This window comes from Yersinia hibernica (genome assembly GCF_004124235.1).
Taxonomy (GTDB): domain Bacteria; phylum Pseudomonadota; class Gammaproteobacteria; order Enterobacterales; family Enterobacteriaceae; genus Yersinia; species Yersinia hibernica.
This window is the reverse complement of record NZ_CP032487.1, coordinates 3,866,977-3,884,679: the sequence shown is the minus strand read 5'-3', so window position 1 is coordinate 3,884,679 and position 17,703 is coordinate 3,866,977. Positions and strand designations below refer to the sequence as shown.

The window sequence follows — 17,703 nt, the reverse complement described above, 5'->3', positions numbered from 1 at the left end:
GGAGGAACTTATGCGCCTTATCCTGTGTGAAAAACCCTCCCAGGGAAGGGATATTGCCGCGGTCCTCGGTGCCACTACACGAGGCAACGGATTTCTCCAGGGACCCGGAGTGACGGTGACCTGGGCTGTCGGACATTTACTCGAAAACGCCTCTCCGGAGGCGTATGGCACTCAGTTTGCACGTCCCTGGAATATCGATGCCCTGCCCGTGTTACCGGCACAGTGGCAAATGGTGGTGAAAAAGGAGACGGAAGATCAGTTCAAGGCTATCGCAAAACTACTGAAACAGGTGGATGAAGTTGTTATCGCCACCGATGCCGACCGCGAAGGGGAGGTCATCGCCCGGGAATTACTGGATTATTGCCAATGGCGAGGCCCAGTAAGCCGGCTCTGGCTATCGGCGTTGGATGAGCCGAGCATTCGCGCCGGGCTGAATAACATCAAACCCGGCAGCGAAACGTTGGCTCTGTACTACGCCGGGTTAGGGCGCGCCCGCGCTGACTGGTTGACGGGCATGAATCTGACCCGGCTCTATACGCTCAAAGCCCGTGAGAAAGGGTTTGACGGCGTGTTATCGGTGGGGCGGGTACAAACGCCGACGTTGTCACTGGTGGTGAACCGGGACAGAGATATCGCGGCTTTTGTCCCGAAACCTTACTGGCAGGTCAATGCGACCCTGCAGGCCGGGGGCATCGCGTTCGTTGCCCACTGGGTACCCGCCCAAATGTACACCGATGAGGAGAAACGGTGCGTTCATCAGGGTATTGCTCAGCAGGTGGCTCAGTTGTGTCATCAGTCTGGTCAGGCCCAGGTCATTGAGCAGGAGAAAAAGCGCGAGACACAAGCGGCCCCGCTGGCGTTTTCGCTCGGTACTTTACAGCAGGCCTGTGGCAAACTTTGGGACATGTCCCCGCAGCAGGTACTTGATATCGCTCAAAGCCTGTATGAGACCCATAAAGCGACAACCTATCCCCGCAGTGACTGTGGTTTCCTGCCAGTGTCGATGCGTGAAGAAATCCCTCAGGTTCTTACCGCACTGGTGAAAACCGACCCGTCACTCGCCCCGCAGATAGCGACGCTGAACCCCCGTTTTGAGTCACGTATCTGGAACGACAAAAAAATCACAGCGCACCATGGGGTAATCCCGACGAAGCACGCCTGTGACCTGAATAAAATGAATGATACGGAGAAACGGGTGTATGCGCTTATTCGCCAGCATTACCTTGCCCAGCTTCTTCCTCTCATGGAGAGCGATGTCACTCGCCTTGATCTCAGCCTGGGTGGGCAGCTTTTCAGAACCACGGGCCGGGTCATTGTGGTGCTGGGCTGGAAAGTGTTATTCGGTTCAGCGACTGACAGCAAAGACACAGACCAGAATGAGGCGGGTAATACGTTACCCTCTCTCAATAAAGGTGACCTCTGTACCGTGACGGCGGCCGAGGTGAAGTCCCTTAAAACAAAAGCCCCGCTGCATTTCACGTTTGATACGCTGATAGCCGCAATGATGAACGCGGCGTCTTATGTGACCGATTTGCAACTGAAAAAGGTCCTCAAAGAGAACGCCGGGCTGGGCACGGAAGCCACCCGCGCCGGCATCATTGATACGTTGCTTAAGCGGGGTTATATCGTTATTAAAGGGCGTTATCTGCGGGCGACCGACATCGCTATGGATCTGATGGATGCCCTGCCAGCGCCGCTGAAAGAACCGGGTATGACGGCGCTGTGGGAGCAGGCGCTGGACGAAGTTGCCGCAGGACGAATGCGTCTGGATGATTTTATGGCCAGGCAGGCAGGCTGGACACGCCAATTGGTCGCTCAGGGACTGGCACAGAACGTGGCGATCCGTTTGCCGCCCACGCCCGCTTGTCCGCTCTGTGGCAGTAAAACCCGGCTGCGTCGGGGGGATAAAGGGGCATTTTACAGCTGTGAGAAATACCCAGCCTGCAAAGGCGTGGTCAATGTCCCCGACCAGGTGAAGAAAAAAACGGCTAAGTCTACGTCACGCAAACCAAAACAGAATTAACTGATTGCAGGCAGGGGCTGTATTTTGCTATGTTTCTCGTGGCTCTGAAGCCGCCCCCGTGACTGCGGTCTGCCCGGATGCTACATGCATTGCGTCTTGGTGGAACAGTCTGACAGACCGCTCCCACACCTGAGAGAAGAGTCTGTAAGGCACATAACCTCCGTGAAAACCGTGCTGGGTCCTGAACACGCCCCGGAGCTGCTGTGAAAACAGCTTAACCTCAGATCGACGGTGCAGATCACAATAGCGGTGCCTCAGGGTGCCGCTGTTTATTTATGTCTCACACCTTCTAAATTTTTTCTACCCGCTATCTTGACTTCTCATCGCTGTGGTTTAAAACTGAACCGGCTAATCGTTGTCCCTGACAACTGCCAATGTTCCGGTGATTTGAGAGGAACGCCTTCGGGTGATCACATGCCAATGCCATTATGACCTGAGAGATGGCGCTTTCGGGCGGTTACGTTAAATCTGTTTAACCTTTGCAAACAGAGACCTTCGGGTTAAGGCCACCTTCACTTATTCAGCCAGTCAGTAACACGGTTACTGACTTCCCTGCGGGAAACTTTCTCCCGCACGGGATGATTGTTTCTCCGCTACCTGTTTATTTTTACTCCGGAGAGAACATCATGACTGCAACTGCACATACCCCAGCTTCGAACAACGCTACACATTCTTCCTCTCAGCCCAAGACTGAATATTTTAATCTGAACGTCACCGGTATCGGCTATCTCAACAATATCCGTAAAGTCGCAGGCTCAACGGGTGAATTCACCTGTGCCGTGATTAATGCCCTGACCGGCCCAACAGACAATGCGTCCTACACGCGTTTTGATATCACAGTTGCTGGCAAGGAAAGTGTTTCCCTCATCAGTCGCTGTCAAAAATCGGTGGATGAAGAAAAACAGGTATTGATTGGTTTTGTTCTGAGCGGCCTCACCGCTGATGTGTTCACTTTACAAAAAGGTGATCATACCGGCGAAAGTCGCCCAAGTTTAAAAGCCCGGCTGATTGCGGTCGAGTGGATAAAGATTGGCGGCGAGATTGTTTATAAATCAGAAAAACCGACGTCTACCCCGCCAGGACAGAATGCTGAACAGCCTAAAAGTTACGCTGACAATTCATTCTGAATCGACACGGATACACACCCAGTGGGAATACACCCACGGGTGTGTTCCTCTCAACTTATTTAAGAGGAATTCATTATGTCCAGTCGTGGCGTAAACAAAGTGATTTTAGTCGGTTTTCTTGGGCAAAATCCTGAAATCCGGTATATACCTAATGGAGCGGCGGTGGCTAATTTTTCTCTGGCCACGTCCGAGACTTGGCGTGATAAACAATCAGGTGAAGAAAAAGAGCGCACTGAATGGCACCGCGTGGTGATGTTTGGCAAGCTTGCTGAAATCGCCGGAGAGTATCTGCACAAAGGTTCCCAGGTGTACATTGAGGGCCAGTTGCAGACCCGTAAGTGGACAGATAACGCCGGTGTCGAACGTTGGACGACTGAAATCGTGGTCAAACAGCAGGGCACCATGCAGATGCTGGGCAGCAATAACCGCACCAACACCAGTGGAAACGGTCAGCCCGCCGGTAAACAGCCTTCTGCAGCACCTGCACACAGTGGGACGTCTCAGCCAGCTTCGCAATCCATGGGCAATGAACCGCCAATGGATTTCGACGACGATATTCCGTTCCTGGGTTACGGATATGGCGTATGCCGCGGTATTGTTTATGGTATTTCCTGAGAGGCGCTCAACATGCAATACGGGAAACGTGCCTTAACGTGCTGCGGAAAGAAAATGCCGCTTGAAGTGATGAGAAGTCGTGCCGGGTTTTATCTCGGCACTTCTGAAAATGCGGAACCTCTTTCACGTGAATCAGTTGAATACTGGCGTACCTGCGGTGAAGCAGAAGACGCTTTACGTACTGGAAGCTGGTCTCAACTGACTTATTGCTAATCGCTAATCTTAACTATCTACCCTGTGGGGAGAACTCTCCCTCCAGGGTGGTTCTCTTTTTTGGACGATCTCGATGGTACATCTCAACCCTCAGTTTATTCACATGCCGTATTCTTAAGTGTTAAAACGCTTTGAATCTGATGCTTTAGATGTTCAGGAACCAGAGGTTTTGGCTGAATGGGCTTTATAAACGAATGCGCCTGTCTTTGACGGGGGCATTTATCTCTGACAGACTATAAATCATCCATGAAAAGTGCGTGTATGGCATGCCCTTTTCAAAAGAAACAGACAAACCCAAATGACTCTGGCTTGAGCCAAACGTTATCTCGGTAACGTAAGACCTACGGAGGAACTATGACAACCCGTTATGACAGTGATTTTTACGGTTGGACGCAGGAACAGGCTGACCTGCTTCGTTCTGGTAGCCTCAGTGAACTGGATACACAGAATCTTCTGGAGGAGATCGAGAGCATGGGTCGCAGCGAACGTAGGGAGCTTGAATCCCGTCTGGAAGTCTTGCTTGCTCACCTGCTTAAGTGGAAATACCAGGAAGGCCGAAGAAGCCGCAGTTGGATGCTAACGATTATTGGTCAGCGTCAAAAAGTCAGCCGCTGCCTGAAAGAAAGTCCAAGCCTCAAGCACAAACTCAATGAGTCTCTTGAGGGGGCATACAGCGATGCTATTATCGCTGCTGAGCGTGAGACTCAAATTAGCCGCAACGTTTTCCCGGATACATGCCCGTGGACGTTTGAGCAAATTATGGATAGCGAATTTTATCCTGAATAATTAAATGAATACCTCTGCTCAAAACGCCGGTTTGTCCGGCGTTTTGAGCAGGTTCAGACAGCCAATTTCTCCCAGTAATGTTCCATTCCGCCTAAAATCCCTTAAGGTTCTCCGAGGCCCGGAACCACCACAATAAATCCATACCTTCACCTTCATTTTTCACACCTGTTATCATGACGGGTGTCATTCAGTTTTTCTTCAGTTCTCAGAAAGAGTTTAACGTTGTCCCACTTTGTGCCGCCGTCAGAATATCCGTCTCTTATTGGGAATATTCTCACGGTGAACATTGATGGCACAACTGACCCTGCACCCTGGGCACAAACTGGCATGGCTGACGCTGTCATTGCTAACCGCCGGGTGCGCTAATAACAGCACCTCTTCTTCTGACGTACTGATGCGTATCCCCGCCAACCCACGCGTCAGCGACATATACCAGAGCCAGTCGCCTGAGGTCGTGCGTTATGACAAATATACTCTGGTCAGCACCCGGCCCGCTGACGCTCAGCGTGATCCGTTAAATCAGATGGTCGATATCACCATGCCGGCGCAGCTCGTACGCTCCGTCGGCGACGGATTGCGGTACCTGCTGCTGGAGTCCGGATATTCGCTGTGCCCGGCATCCTCCACGGTCTTTGCTGAGTTGCTCAGTCGTCCTTTGCCGGCTGTACAGCGCTCAATCGGCCCTGTTCGTCTGAGTGAGGCATTGCAGGTGCTGGCCGGACCCGCCTGGCGTTTGCATGTGGATGATGTCAATCGCGAGGTCTGTTTTAACCTGCGCGATGCCTACCGTGATTTTGCGCCGAAAACGATGACAGCGACGTATTCTGGTATCACAAAGACACCGACTGTTACCCCGCGGTTGTCGGGTAATCCGTTCTCTGCGCCTTCGTCCACCGTCACCCCCCAAAATCCGGCCACATCACTGAACCCTGTTTCTGCCACCCTTCAGGCTAAGTCAGCACTGACGCCCGAAAGCGTACCCGTGCCTTCACCGGTACTTACCGCGATGAAGGGCAGCACCCCCGTGAGGCGTTCAACGCCACAGGTGACTCAGCCCGCGGTACCTGTGGCAGCGGCGTATCCTTCCCAACAGGCCACTCCGTCCCAGGGTAAACCGGTATCACCGGTCATCCCGGTGAAGGCCTCGCCATCTGTAAAAAATGCCCCGGCCTCTCTGGTCCCCCCAGGCCTTCTGGCACAAAGCCCATCAGCCCCTGCAGGAAAACCCGTATTTTCACCGGGGGAACCCGTGGTGGTGCCATCCGGTCAACTCTGGCGTGCCGAAGTCGGCTCCACGCTGAAAGAGACGCTGACCCGCTGGGCCGGGAGTGCGAAGTGTGACAACGGGGGCAACTGGGTTGTTATCTGGCCGGTATCGCTGGACTACCGGATTGATGCCCCACTGGTATTTCACGGCAATTTTGAGTCGGTGTTGGTTCAGGTTTTTGACCTGTATCGTCAGGCGGATAAACCACTTTATGCCGCAGCCAGCCGTATGCAATGCCTGGTGTCCGTTAGTGACCAGCCCGGACGTCAATAATGGGCTACCCGATTGCGGCACTGACCATGATTTTTTTGTTGATTGTGGGAAATCTTCAGAACCGTGATACATCCCGCCTGATGCAGCAGAGCATTCAGGTCAGTGCTGACCTCCTTGCCACGGATATCCTCAGGCTGGCCAGCGCAATCAATGACTGGCGGTATACCCGTCAGCTTGCTGAAGGGCCTTTGGCTACTGGGCAGTTTGGCCTGGTTCCGGCGCCTGATAGCCGCATTCAGGCGGCTATGCAGGGCGGGCGTCTCTGGCTCTGGTCTGTTGACCGCCCGGGACTGGTGGATTCTCTTAATCGTCAGTCTGTGGGGTCTGCACTAGTCTGCACAATATCGGGCGGGCGCCTGAAAATGTCAGATGGTACCGATATGAGTTTATCTCTTCCTGCCGGCGTGGCGGAAGGCAACGTCATTTATCTCAACTGAAGGGATCGAGAATGCTGAAGTATCGTCTTGTCCGAACCGCTCTCCACGTCGCGATAATGGCCGCGCTGGTGATGTTACCAGGATGTGCAGAATTTAATCGCATGGATCACACCGCGCAGGAAAACGGGCATACCGCGCAGCGCATAGTCAAAAGCCGCACATCAGTCACGCAGGACAGCGTCACCTGGACAGACAAGCCCTGGGTGAATCTCAGACCGGTGATCCCAGTCGTGGCGGCACCGGAAGATAAATCGCTCCCCGATTGCCAGATAACAATTAACCGCCCTGAAGGGATGACTTTACCGGAGATTGGCCAGCGTATTACGGCCATGTGTGGGCTGAGTGTCACCATCACGCCTGATGCACTGCAAACGCTGGTTTCCACCGGTGGCGGCAGCGTCACCACACAGCAAATGACGGGCAAACTGCCTGCGCCGGATGATAACGGCAGGGTTCCTCTGTCCGAGATTGGCGGGCAGGCCCAGCAGGGAGCTTCCGTCTCAGTGACAGAACCGGTGCTCACTGGCCTGAAATGGCAGGGCAACCTGCGCGGGTTGCTGGACATTGCCTCCAGCCGTCTCGGCCTGTCCTGGCGTAATGACCAGGGCAATATTGTTTTTTACCAGATGGATACGCGGACGTTCCAGTTGGTTATCCTCAATACCAAAATTGACAGTTCTGCCAGCATCAATTCAGGGGCGGGGAATACGCTGGGTACGGGAGGTGGCTCCGGAACGGGCATGACCGGCGACGTCAACTCCGCGCAGAAGACGGGGTATGACCTCAGCAGTAATCTTTATGAGGATATCCGCAATACCGTTGAAAAGATGCTGACACCGGCAAAAGGGCGCTACTGGCTCTCCTCTGCCAGCGGGACGCTGACGGTGACGGATACGCCGGAAGTGCTTGACCGTGTTAACCGCTATGTTGAATACCAGAATACGGTACTGAACCGCCAGGTGCAGTTGAATATCGAAATCCTCAGTTACACGCACTCCCGCACGGAGAATAACGGCATTGATACGGGGTTAGTCGCCAAATCTCTGCATAACTTTGGTGCTACCCTCAGCGGCAGTTTCACCCATGCCTCCTCGTCAGCCAGCAGCTTGGGTCTGGCTATTCTCGATACTGCCACTGGCGGCGCAGCGCGTTTCTCGGGTTCACAACTGCTTATCAAGGCCCTGTCAGAGCAGGGGAACGTGAGTGTAGTGACTAGCCAGGCCAGGGCCACGACGAACCTGACGCCGGTACCGTATCAGCTCTCCAACCAGCAGGGGATCCTGTCCAGTTCAAGTTCGACGGCAACGGCCAATGTGGGCGTCACCTCGACGATGACCACCACGACCCTGACCACCGGCCTTTTCATGACCATGTTGCCGTACATTCAGGAAAACGGCGATGTGCAACTGCAGTTCGCCTTCAGTTATACCAGTCCACCGAAGATCCAGTCTTTTATCAGCAAAGATGGCAACACCCGCAATGATGTCCCAAATACCTCAACGGAGGCCATGACGCAGAAAGTCAACATGCGCAGTGGTCAGACGCTGGTATTAACTGGGTCTGACCAGATGACAACGTCGGCTGACAAACAGGGCACCTTTACGCCCGGTAACTGGCTGTTGGGTGGGGGGCAGAATGGATCATCTACACGTACGACGCTCGTTATTCTTATTACTCCCGTGCTGCTGAGGTAACCATGAGAAAACAAAAGGAAAACCGGGTGCAAAATATTCAGCCGGTGCTGATGCAGGGGCGTAGCGGCTGGCTGGCCGGTTTGCGCTGGCTGGATGAAAAGGGGCCGGGCTGGGGTTTTGGGGTAACACTCGGGGGACACTTACCGTATCCAAACGGGCAGAAAGCCCGGCAGGATGGTGGGGTTTGTCCAACCAGCACGAGTCAGACGGGGTACGCGGCTCTGTTCTCTGGCCGCGGCATTCTTAGTCCGGGAAGGGGGCAACAGTTACGGCATTTATCGCCTTGATGAGGCCACTGACCGCTGGGTGTTTTTCGCCACCCTCGGGGGGCGTCTCTCCGTCATGGGGGATGTTGTCGGGACATTGCAGGAAGTGACCCAGGCCCGTGAGCGCTTCATGGAGTTCAATGAGCCGGTGGATACACAGCGTGGCTGGCATTGCAGTGCCACGCCTGAACAGCCGTGTTCCTGGCAGACGCTGACCGGTGCGTTGACCCGCAGACAGCGGCGGCGCGTTCAACTGCGGCACATCCCGTCACTGCGAAAGTTGGTGACCCTGGTGTTTTTAGCGGTAGGCGTGTCAGTTGCTCTCGTTTACTGGCGGGATGATGCGGGCCTGCGGGCCCGTCAGGCGGCCGCACTGGCAGAATATAAGGCGCGTCAGGCGCTGTCAGCGAATAAAATCGCCGCAGTCCAGCCCGCTTTGCACCCGTGGGCCGCGTTATTACCGTCTTCGGTTTTCCTCAGTCAGTGCTGGTTTACCCGCGAACCCTTGCCCGTGTCGGTCGTGGGCTGGAGGCTGATAGCAGGGGAATGCACGCAGACCGGCCTGCGTCTGCGGTATGTGGCGATACCCGGCACGACGGTGGAAGATTTTGCCCGTCGGTCTCGGCAGATTTTCGGCCAGAATGCGGTCTTTAACCTGAAAGAAGGCGGGCAGAACGGTGACGTCAACGTGCCTTATTCCGTCAGTGTGCTACCTGCGAGAGATGAGGTCGTGCCTGATCAGGACACGCAACTGATGCGCTTTGTGACTCACCTTCAGCGGCGCAATATTCCGGTACAGTTCACGGAAATCAAACCCCCTGACGTCATCCCCGGTGCGGCAAATACCGCACCCCCCCAGGATTGGCGGGAGTTTACCTTCACGGTGAATGCCCGTCTGGCTCCGGAGTGGATGCTGGCGGGCGGCGATGATACCGGGCTGCGCCTCTTCAGTATTGCTTTCACGTTAAGCCCGCAAGGGCAGTTTGACTACACCGTTAAGGGGAGTCTGTATGCTCAACGTTAACCCCATCCGCCGGGTCGGGCTGCTTGGCCTTATGGTATTCAGCCTGCAGAGTCAGGCGTCAGACAGTCTGGCCGACGTTAACAATGTGACTATTGGTCAGCTCGAGGCCATACAGTCCCGGAACTTTCTTCTGGAGCAGCAGGTACAGACCGCCAGGCTCACGCGGCAACTTCGTGAAAGTCAGAGCGAAAGCCCGGTGAGTCAGGCGGCGAGTTCGGCATTGCCGTTTATCCCTTCCGGGCAGCCTGCCATAGGCGCGGGCCAGCCGGCGGTCAGCGCTGCCCCACCGAAAAGCGTCACCGGCGCTGTTCGTCTACAGGAAATCTACGGCCGCGGCACGCAGTTGCATGCCCGCATTGTGCTGCCTCAGGGCGGCATTACTGAAGTGTCTGTCGGCGATCAGTTACCCGGCAGCAAACTGACTGTCAAATCAGTCACCCTGAATGCGGTGAAACTCAGTGACGGGGCAGAACTCTCGTTCTGAATAAGGAAACAGTATGCAACCGGCTAAAGAAATCATGGATTTTGTGCTGGCCGAGGATGTCCCCGAAGGCAAGGGGGCCGTCAGGCTGGTGATTGACACTAACCGCCGAGCCGATCCGCAGGTTCAGCGGTGGGTGATGGATATGGTCAGGGCATTCCCGCTGGCCACTAAAGAGTTTGTGTCGCTCAGTGAACTTAACGCACGACGGGAAAGGCAGGTGTACACCGACGACAGTACGCTGTCTTTTGGCCCGCAGGCTCTGGGTGACAGTGTCAGTCCGACCCAGCAAAAAGTACTGACGTATATGGCCGCTGCAGGGCAACTGGTGTCTTCTGATATCCACCTGACGCTGAGTAAAAACGAAAAACTCACCGTCATCGAAATGCGCATACACGGCGAACTGGAAATTATTGATGAGCTGACGTTTGACGAAGGGCTCTCCCTGGTGTCGACCATTTACCGGTCGATGTGCGACCTGCTGACCACTGATTTTCTGGAAAATGTGGCACAAAAAGGCCGGGTGTCCTCTGAGTATGCCCGACGTGCCGGTGTGTTTGGCGCGCGTTACCAACATATGCCGACCCCTGATGGTATATATGTCGTGCTGCGTATCATTCCCGACGACAGTCACCAGGTGCCGACGCTGGCACAACTCGGTTTTCTGCCCGAGCAACAGGCGCTTGTTGAGAAAATACTGAGAATACCCGAAGGCATGGTGACACTGACGGGTCCAACGGGGTCAGGGAAGAGTACGACGCTGCGCACGTTCAGCGGACACTGGCTGGCACGCACTCAGGGTAAAAAACGGTTGCTGACCATTGAATTCCCCGTCGAAGGCCGCATAGCGGGTGCCATCCAGACCTCGGTCACACCCAAAAGCAGTGCGCGTGAGGCCGTGGTTGAGGCCTGGGAGGAGTCCAACGCCGCCGCACTTCGCTCTGACCCGGACGCCATCGTTATCGGGGAAATGCAGGAGCGTAACTCGGTGATGGCGGCTGTCCATGCCGTCGAGTCGGGGCATATTGTCTTCGATACACTCCACGCACCCAGCGCGACCGGTGCGATCCCCCGCATGGCGTCGATGGGCGTCAATATTCAGCTCATTGCAGACCCGCAAATTATGGTCGGCCTGCTCAGTCAGCGACTGGTTCAGACCCTGTGCCCGCATTGCCGAATTTCCTGGTCTGAAAAATCCCCAACGCTGCCAGTGGATGTCCGGGAAAGGCTGGAGAAATACTGCAATGTGTCAGGGGTGTGCCAACCGGAACAGCTGTGGTTTCGTCATTCTGAAGGCTGTAAACATTGTCAGAAGACGGTTGAGCTTACCGGACGAATTGTCAGCCGTGGCGTGACCGGCCGTACCGTGCTTGCCGAAGTTATCCGCCCTGACGCGCGTTTCATGACGCTGTTCCTGTCGCACGGCACCGCTGCCGCGCGTCAGTACTGGTTACAGCATCTTGACGGGATCAGCCGGTGCACGCATCTTTTAAGACGCCTTGCGGAAGGCCGGGTAGACCCCCTGGACGGTGATTTGGTGTGCCCGCTGGATGAGGATGAGTTGCTCGCCTGTGAGGTGCCTGATGTCTGAGCACTCCACGGTTTCCTACCGCGCTCAGCAGATGAATCTGTTGCAGCGGATCCGCTATGAGCTTGTCCGCCGGTCATTTACCGGGAAATATCGCCAGCCTTTTTACGAGACCCTGCGCTTTTTGCTGGAGAACAAAAAATCTTTTAAAGAGGCGCTGACGATGATCGGTGAGGTACACACCGACTTTGGCCGTCGCTGGCATCCTTACATTGATCTGATCGACGATTGTCTCGAGGCGATTGCGGATAACAGCGCCGGGCATTCCCTGCCGGACGTGCTGACGGCTTGGGTCCCTCAGGAAGAAGCGGCCCTTATCAGTGCCGGCATCCGAAGCGGCAGCGTGCCGCGTTCACTGGAGCAGGCCGACAAGCTGATTGTGGCCCGCCGGCGGATCATGGGGCAGGTCCTGATGGCCTCCGTCTACCCGATTTTACTGCTTTCATTGGGCGGCGGCCTGCTGACCGTCAATAACCGGCTGCTTATTCCGACGCTCAGTAAACTTTCTTCCCCAGATACCTGGACCGCTTCTCTTGGTTTTATGCGTCAGGTCTCGGTATTTACCTCCGCGTATGGCGGGGCGGCGGCGGCGGGGTGCGCGACTTTTGTTGCCCTGGTGTTCTGGTCTCTGCCTCGCTGGCGTGGCCGGTTACGGCGTTTTGCTGACCGACTGATGCCATGGTCAATCTATAAGGACCTGCAGGGCGCCGTTTTTCTGATGAACATCGCCGCTTTGCTGGAAGCTGGGGTGCCGCATCTTGAAGCCGTCAGAATACTGCATGATTTTGGCTCTCCCTGGCTGCAAGAGCGCCTCGATGCGGTGATGGACGGTACCGACAACGGTGCCATCAGGGATGGTATCAAAAACGGGGCCAGTCTGGGTCAGTCGCTGCGCGACTGCGGATACCAGTTTCCCAGCCAGGAGGCGGCCAATTATCTCTCTATCCTGAGTCAGGGGGACGGGGCCTCTACCCTCATCAGTCACTATGCCGACCGGTGGCTGGAGCAGGTGCTCGGTTTGGTTGCCCGGCGTGCCAATGTTGCCAAGCTTTTCTCTCTGTTTCTGATAATCGGTTTCTTCTTACTCATTATGGGCATGGTGATGCAAATTCAGGACATGACCCAGTATTCATCTCATTAAAGGATCTCTTATGTCAGTTCATCCGTCATCCGTTCGTCGCACTCCGCATCAGGGCTGGGGCATTATTGAACAAGGCACACTCGCCATCCTGGTGGTCATTGTCATTGTGTACGTCGCCAGCCAACTGTGGGGGCTGTGGACCAAGAAAGACGTGGCGATGGAAACCACAAACTATCAAAGCATTATCACTTATGTGCGTGGGAATTTTAAAGGGGGCAGTGGGTACAACTTCACGAGTGCCAGCACCATGACCGGTACCGTCATTGCCGCCGGTGGGGCGAGGGGCATGACCATTCAGGGGGATGCGACCTCCGGCTCTGCCACGATGACCAACACCTTTGGCGGACAGGTGATCCTGACGCCGGTGGCGGCCAGCGGCTTCAATAATGGTTTTTCACTGTCTTCGGCCAAAATCCCGCAGGATGCCTGTATCTCTATCGCGCAGCAGATGGGTAACGGCGCGTATTCCAGCGTCAGCATTAACAGCACGGCGCATACCGACGGCAATGTGTCAGCGGAAACGGCCACCAAGGAATGTGTCAAAGACAGTGGCGGTACTGGGCAGAACACGCTGCTCTTTACGGTGAACGGATAGTCCTGCATGGCACGCGCTCTGTGTTTTTGGCTTTTGGTCGTGTGCCAGCCGACGGCCGCATTTTGTTTTGATGCGGCCGGCGCGAAATACCATGTCGATCCGCTGCTGATAAAAGCCATCACTATTGGTGAAAGTCGCCTCAATCCAGCCGCCATTAACATCAATCGTGATAAGAAAACCAAGCGTGAAATTAGCCGGGATTACGGGCTGATGCAGGTGAATTCCACGCATACTCCTGAACTTGTTCGCGACGGTGTTATTGCGGGTAAAAATGAGTTGCTGACGCGCCCTTGCCTGAATGTGCAAATCGGCACCCGGATTTTGGCGTCGCATTTTCAGGTATGTGGGATCAGTTGGAATTGCCTGGGCTCCTACAACGCCGGTTTTCGTCAGGACCGCCATGAAACACGGGAATCTTACGCCAACCGGATTTATGCCATCTATAAGCGGCTCCTAAAACAGGAAAGGGGGATAGCGCTTTGAGCGAACCGGTATGCGTACTGACACTCCTGGGTCCGTGGCCACTGCTGTTGCCACTGTTCTGCCTGGCGTTGCTTATTTTTCGGCGGGATAGTGTGCAGGTGGCCAGGGTGATGGCTGACTATGGGCATCCTGCTTCACCGGCCCCAGAGGTAACGGCCGTCAAACGGCATATCTGGCTGCATGCTGCTGCCCTTAGCGTGATGCTGATGCTGTCGTCGCTTAGCAGGCCGTATACGCTGATGACAGCGGGATTATTTGTGCTGTTTGTCTTCCGGATGAGCCTTATCGACGCGCTGACCGGGTGGTTACCGCGGGAGTTTACCTGGCCCTTCCTGCTCGCCGGTCTATGCGTTGCCGCCGGTTATCATGATCTGCTCTCTCACGCTATAGCGTCACTTTCCCTGCTCAGTTTCGGCTTGCTGGTCCGCAAGCTTGGGGAGCATTTCGCTCAGCGTGAAGTCCTTGGGCTGGGCGATGTCTGGCTGGCTGCCGGGTTAGGTGCGTGGTTTGGCTCGCCCGTCTCGCTGCTCTCTCTTATGGGGGGCCTGGTCGGTTTTACTCTTTGGTATGCCGGCTCGCACGAGGGCGGTCCGATGGGGCCGTGGCTGGGCTACAGCGCGCTGCTGACCATGGCACTTAATGTCTCTGATCCTTTACTGATGTGGTGATGTATGTCGATGAAATGTAGGTCAGCCGACCGTGGCTGGGCGGTGATGAGCACCGGTATCGGATTGTTAATTCTTCTGGTCGTCGCAGTATGGTCAATGGGCTATTACAACGACTACATCCAGCAGCGTGGATGGCAGGTGACGGCTGCGCAGTTATCCCGGTTCCGGGCATCGGTGAAAACGTATGTGGGTCGTTACTATGATACGTTGCTGGCCGCAGCAGGTACGACTGCACCGGTGATGGTCACCCCGACCATGCTTAAAAATACGGGGTTGTTGGAGGCGGGGTTTAGCAATACCACGGCAGACGGTCAGCAAATCAGTGCGGCGGTCACGCGTAATGCTATCAATACTGACCAGTTGCAGGCGCTGGTGATAACCCAGGGCGGGGCGACGTTGCCCTATACTGCATTGAGAAACATTTCCGTTGATATTGACGGCATGGGCGGCTATGTCTGGAAAAGCGCCAACGTGACCGGTGCGATGGAGAGCTGGAGTGTGTCCCTGGCCACTTTTGGTGTGAGCACAACCAGCGGTCATGTGGGGGCGCTTATCCCGTCCGACGAACTCGGCGTTGCTCGGGAAGAAAGTGACCGTCTCTACCGATTCTCGGTGACGGGCAAACCGGACTTAAATCGCATGCACACGGATATCGATATGGGGAGTAACAACCTCAATAATACCAATACGGTAAATGCTCAGACGGGAAACTTCAGTGGCAATGTGACCGCTGCGGGGACGATCCAGGGGGGGAATGTGAATGCGACGTCATCTGTCACGGCCGGTAACGGTATTACTGCTGGCAGTGATATTCGCAGTAATAACGGTTGGCTGATTACCCGGGGGGCTAAAGGCTGGATTAATGAGACTTACGGCGGCGGTTTTACCATGACGGACAGCGACTGGGTCAGAGCCATCAATAATAAAAATATTTACACTGGGGGGCAGGTCAGAGGGGGGAGCGTCCGGGCTGATGGTCGCTTGTCTACGGGGGAGGTATTGCAGCTTGATCAAGTCAACACCGCAGGCAACGGTTGTAGCCCAAATGGGCTGGTAAGCCGCGATGCGACTGGGGCCATACTTTCCTGCCAATCCGGTGTGTGGCGTTCTGGAGGAATGAACATCAACTTTAACGCGGCATACTCCGTCTATGTGGGGGATGGTGGCCGCTGTCCAGCTAACCATGTTGTTGTTGGCGTTGGTGGTTTTTACGCAACGTACACAGCGGGTTATCTTTACTGTGCGCCAGTTAACTAAGGTCGTGAGTGATAAGAATATGTGCCGACACAATCCGTGTCGGCACATATTTCTGTCACTGAGTACATACATCGGGGCTTTTGGTGGTAGTTCTACTATCCATGCGGCGCTCAGTAGCGCTTTTACGTATTCAGGCCATGCCAGCCAGTCGGTGGGACAGTTGCGCCCTTGCGGGGTAACTGACAGCGCAAGTGATCTACATTCCACACCTGTTCGACGTTCTTTGATTTGATATGTCACATGATTGCTAAACGGTTAATGCATTGATTACTTGAAACAAACTGCATCGCAATAGACCCTTGATGAGCCACTTTTTTGAGACAAAATCCAATTTCCAGAGGCGTCCTTTCGCAAGGTGCAGGCAGGGAGGTCATAGCTACCGTCCCCTTTATATAGCTGACTAATTGAGCAAAATGCTTGAGCACCCATGTTGGTTTCATAAGGCCAGTTACCACTAAAAAACGTGACATGAGGAGTGTAACTGGCCGTTTTCCACACACCGGATTGGCAGTATCGTAATACCATGATGATGGTATGTTTTCTCTTTTGCTGAGGATCATCACTGTGGTTAAAAAACGACTTAAAAAGATGCTGTTAGGCAAGGCGCTGGAAAAATATTATGCGACGGTTTCTATTCATAAGCGCGGACAACTCCAGGAGTTTTACCGGGTCAATGTGATCCGCAGAATGCCGCTGGCTGCAAAGTTTATGGATGAAATTACTTCTGTCGATATTGCAGAATACCGTGATGCCAGGCTTGCTAGCGTCAGTTCCCGCACCGGGCGGACCGTCAGTGCGAATACCGTTCGTCTTGAAATGGCACTCCTCTCGGCAATGTATAACATTGCTCGCATTGAATGGGGGACCTGTGTGTCAAATCCGATTGAGCATGTGCGTAAACCCCCAATTTCCGGAGGGAGAACGCGCCGATTGGTCTCATCGGAAGAATACAGGATAGTTCGGGCCCTGAAGGCTAAAAACCCTCAACTGCTGGCCATTTTTTATCTGGCATTGGAAACGTCCATGCGCCAGGGAGAAATTCTCTCGCTCGCCTGGGAATATGTCGATCTGCATCTGGGGGTTGCTCACCTGCCGATGACCAAAAACGGTTCGTCTCGGGACGTCCCGTTGTCTTCAAAGGCGCGACAGGTTTTACGTGAATTTGCGGGCCCACCACAGGGCCCGGTATTTAGCTACACCTCCAATGGTTTTAAAAGTGCCTGGCGTGTCACCCTGGATGAATTGGGCATTGACGACCTCCACTTTCACGATTTACGCCATGAAGCCGTCAGCCGGTTGTTTGAACTCGGTACGCTGAATGTCATGGAGGTGGCGGCAATTTCCGGTCATAAATCCATGAATATGCTTAAGCGCTATACGCACCTTCGGGCGACACATTTGGTCAGTAAACTGGATACCCGAAAGCGTCAGGCGCAAAAATTTGCGGCGTTGTTTGTGCCATACCCCGTTGATGTGGTCCATGTTCCTGACGGGGTGACTCTGTGGTTTCGTGACCTGGAAGATGTGTGTATCTCAGGTGCCACGAAAGAGGACGCTATCAATGCGGCCTCAGTGGCACTTTTACGTATTCAGGCCATGGCGGCCAGCCGGGGAGAACGGTTGCCACCCCCGGGTAATATCAGCGTCAATGCCAAAGACCGCCTGCTGGTCAGCCCCCTTTAATCGTTAATTATCAAATGGCGATGTTGAGTTAAGCATCGCCTTATCCCTGCTGTTTTTGCACCTTACACCTTTCTGAATACCT

The 17,703-nt window shown here is 54.6% G+C and carries 19 protein-coding genes; 18 read left to right on the top strand and 1 reads right to left on the bottom strand.

The window, feature by feature from the left end; all coding sequences use genetic code 11:
* Positions 1 to 10 precede the first annotated feature (10 nt).
* From D5F51_RS18295 to D5F51_RS18275, 5 genes are all read left to right on the top strand, one after another.
* Positions 11 to 2,023, top strand: coding sequence for a DNA topoisomerase III (locus D5F51_RS18295; protein WP_129198298.1), 2,013 nt, complete (start codon positions 11 to 13; stop codon positions 2,021 to 2,023).
* A gap of 626 nt (positions 2,024 to 2,649) precedes the next feature.
* Positions 2,650 to 3,150, top strand: a complete 501-nt coding sequence (locus tag D5F51_RS18290) for an STY4534 family ICE replication protein (RefSeq protein ID WP_129198296.1) — start codon at positions 2,650 to 2,652, stop codon at positions 3,148 to 3,150.
* 75 nt (positions 3,151 to 3,225) lie between these two features.
* On the top strand, positions 3,226 to 3,765 hold the full coding sequence (locus tag D5F51_RS18285) for a single-stranded DNA-binding protein (RefSeq protein ID WP_129198294.1): 540 nt from the start codon (positions 3,226 to 3,228) through the stop codon (positions 3,763 to 3,765).
* Between the two features lie 12 nt (positions 3,766 to 3,777).
* Complete coding sequence (locus D5F51_RS18280) at positions 3,778 to 3,978, top strand: hypothetical protein (protein WP_129198292.1); 201 nt, start codon at positions 3,778 to 3,780, stop codon at positions 3,976 to 3,978.
* 354 nt (positions 3,979 to 4,332) lie between these two features.
* Complete coding sequence (locus tag D5F51_RS18275) at positions 4,333 to 4,764, top strand: DUF29 domain-containing protein (RefSeq protein WP_129198290.1); 432 nt, start codon at positions 4,333 to 4,335, stop codon at positions 4,762 to 4,764.
* Positions 4,765 to 5,007: 243 nt separating this feature from the next.
* Here the strand turns inward: D5F51_RS18275 and D5F51_RS22830 are convergent, their stop codons facing one another.
* Entirely contained in the window at positions 5,008 to 5,193 is a 186-nt protein-coding gene (locus D5F51_RS22830; protein WP_245994979.1) for a hypothetical protein, read from the bottom strand.
* Here D5F51_RS22830 and pilL2 point away from each other — a divergent pair.
* From pilL2 to D5F51_RS18215, 13 genes are all read left to right on the top strand, one after another.
* Positions 5,108 to 6,304: a PFGI-1 class ICE element type IV pilus protein PilL2 gene (gene pilL2 / locus D5F51_RS18270; RefSeq protein ID WP_245994969.1), complete on the top strand. Its 1,197-nt coding sequence runs from the start codon at positions 5,108 to 5,110 to the stop codon at positions 6,302 to 6,304. The two genes, D5F51_RS22830 and pilL2, sit on opposite strands and share 86 nt — an antisense overlap.
* Entirely contained in the window at positions 6,304 to 6,741 is a 438-nt protein-coding gene (gene pilM, locus D5F51_RS18265; RefSeq protein WP_129198286.1) for a type IV pilus biogenesis protein PilM, read from the top strand. Before pilL2 ends, pilM begins: the two co-directional genes overlap by 1 nt.
* 11 nt (positions 6,742 to 6,752) lie before the next feature.
* Entirely contained in the window at positions 6,753 to 8,435 is a 1,683-nt protein-coding gene (gene pilN / locus D5F51_RS18260; RefSeq protein WP_129198285.1) for a PilN family type IVB pilus formation outer membrane protein, read from the top strand.
* 2 nt (positions 8,436 to 8,437) lie between these two features.
* Positions 8,438 to 8,722, top strand: coding sequence for a hypothetical protein (locus D5F51_RS22825; RefSeq protein WP_162301782.1), 285 nt, complete (start codon positions 8,438 to 8,440; stop codon positions 8,720 to 8,722).
* On the top strand, positions 8,610 to 9,725 hold the full coding sequence (gene pilO2 / locus D5F51_RS18255; protein WP_129198283.1) for a type 4b pilus protein PilO2: 1,116 nt from the start codon (positions 8,610 to 8,612) through the stop codon (positions 9,723 to 9,725). Before D5F51_RS22825 ends, pilO2 begins: the two co-directional genes overlap by 113 nt.
* The gene (gene pilP / locus D5F51_RS18250; RefSeq protein WP_129198281.1) at positions 9,712 to 10,209 is read left to right on the top strand and encodes a type IV pilus biogenesis protein PilP; all 498 of its coding nucleotides are present in this window, start codon (positions 9,712 to 9,714) and stop codon (positions 10,207 to 10,209) included. The genes pilO2 and pilP overlap by 14 nt, the downstream gene beginning before the upstream one ends.
* Before the next feature lie 13 nt (positions 10,210 to 10,222).
* A complete protein-coding gene (locus D5F51_RS18245; protein WP_129198279.1) occupies positions 10,223 to 11,797 on the top strand; it encodes a GspE/PulE family protein in 1,575 nt (524 codons plus the stop codon).
* The gene (locus D5F51_RS18240) at positions 11,790 to 12,935 is read left to right on the top strand and encodes a type II secretion system F family protein (protein WP_129198277.1); all 1,146 of its coding nucleotides are present in this window, start codon (positions 11,790 to 11,792) and stop codon (positions 12,933 to 12,935) included. The genes D5F51_RS18245 and D5F51_RS18240 overlap by 8 nt, the downstream gene beginning before the upstream one ends.
* Positions 12,936 to 12,945: 10 nt before the next feature.
* Entirely contained in the window at positions 12,946 to 13,530 is a 585-nt protein-coding gene (locus tag D5F51_RS18235) for a type 4 pilus major pilin (protein ID WP_129198275.1), read from the top strand.
* Between the two features lie 6 nt (positions 13,531 to 13,536).
* Positions 13,537 to 14,013 (top strand): lytic transglycosylase domain-containing protein, encoded by a 477-nt coding sequence (locus D5F51_RS18230; protein ID WP_129198272.1) that lies wholly within the window; start codon positions 13,537 to 13,539, stop codon positions 14,011 to 14,013.
* Positions 14,010 to 14,681, top strand: a complete 672-nt coding sequence (locus D5F51_RS18225; RefSeq protein ID WP_129198270.1) for a prepilin peptidase — start codon at positions 14,010 to 14,012, stop codon at positions 14,679 to 14,681. The genes D5F51_RS18230 and D5F51_RS18225 overlap by 4 nt, the downstream gene beginning before the upstream one ends.
* Before the next feature lie 3 nt (positions 14,682 to 14,684).
* Positions 14,685 to 15,938, top strand: a complete 1,254-nt coding sequence (gene pilV, locus D5F51_RS18220) for a shufflon system plasmid conjugative transfer pilus tip adhesin PilV (protein WP_129198268.1) — start codon at positions 14,685 to 14,687, stop codon at positions 15,936 to 15,938.
* 534 nt (positions 15,939 to 16,472) lie between these two features.
* Entirely contained in the window at positions 16,473 to 17,621 is a 1,149-nt protein-coding gene (locus D5F51_RS18215) for a site-specific integrase (protein WP_129198265.1), read from the top strand.
* Positions 17,622 to 17,703 lie beyond the last annotated feature (82 nt).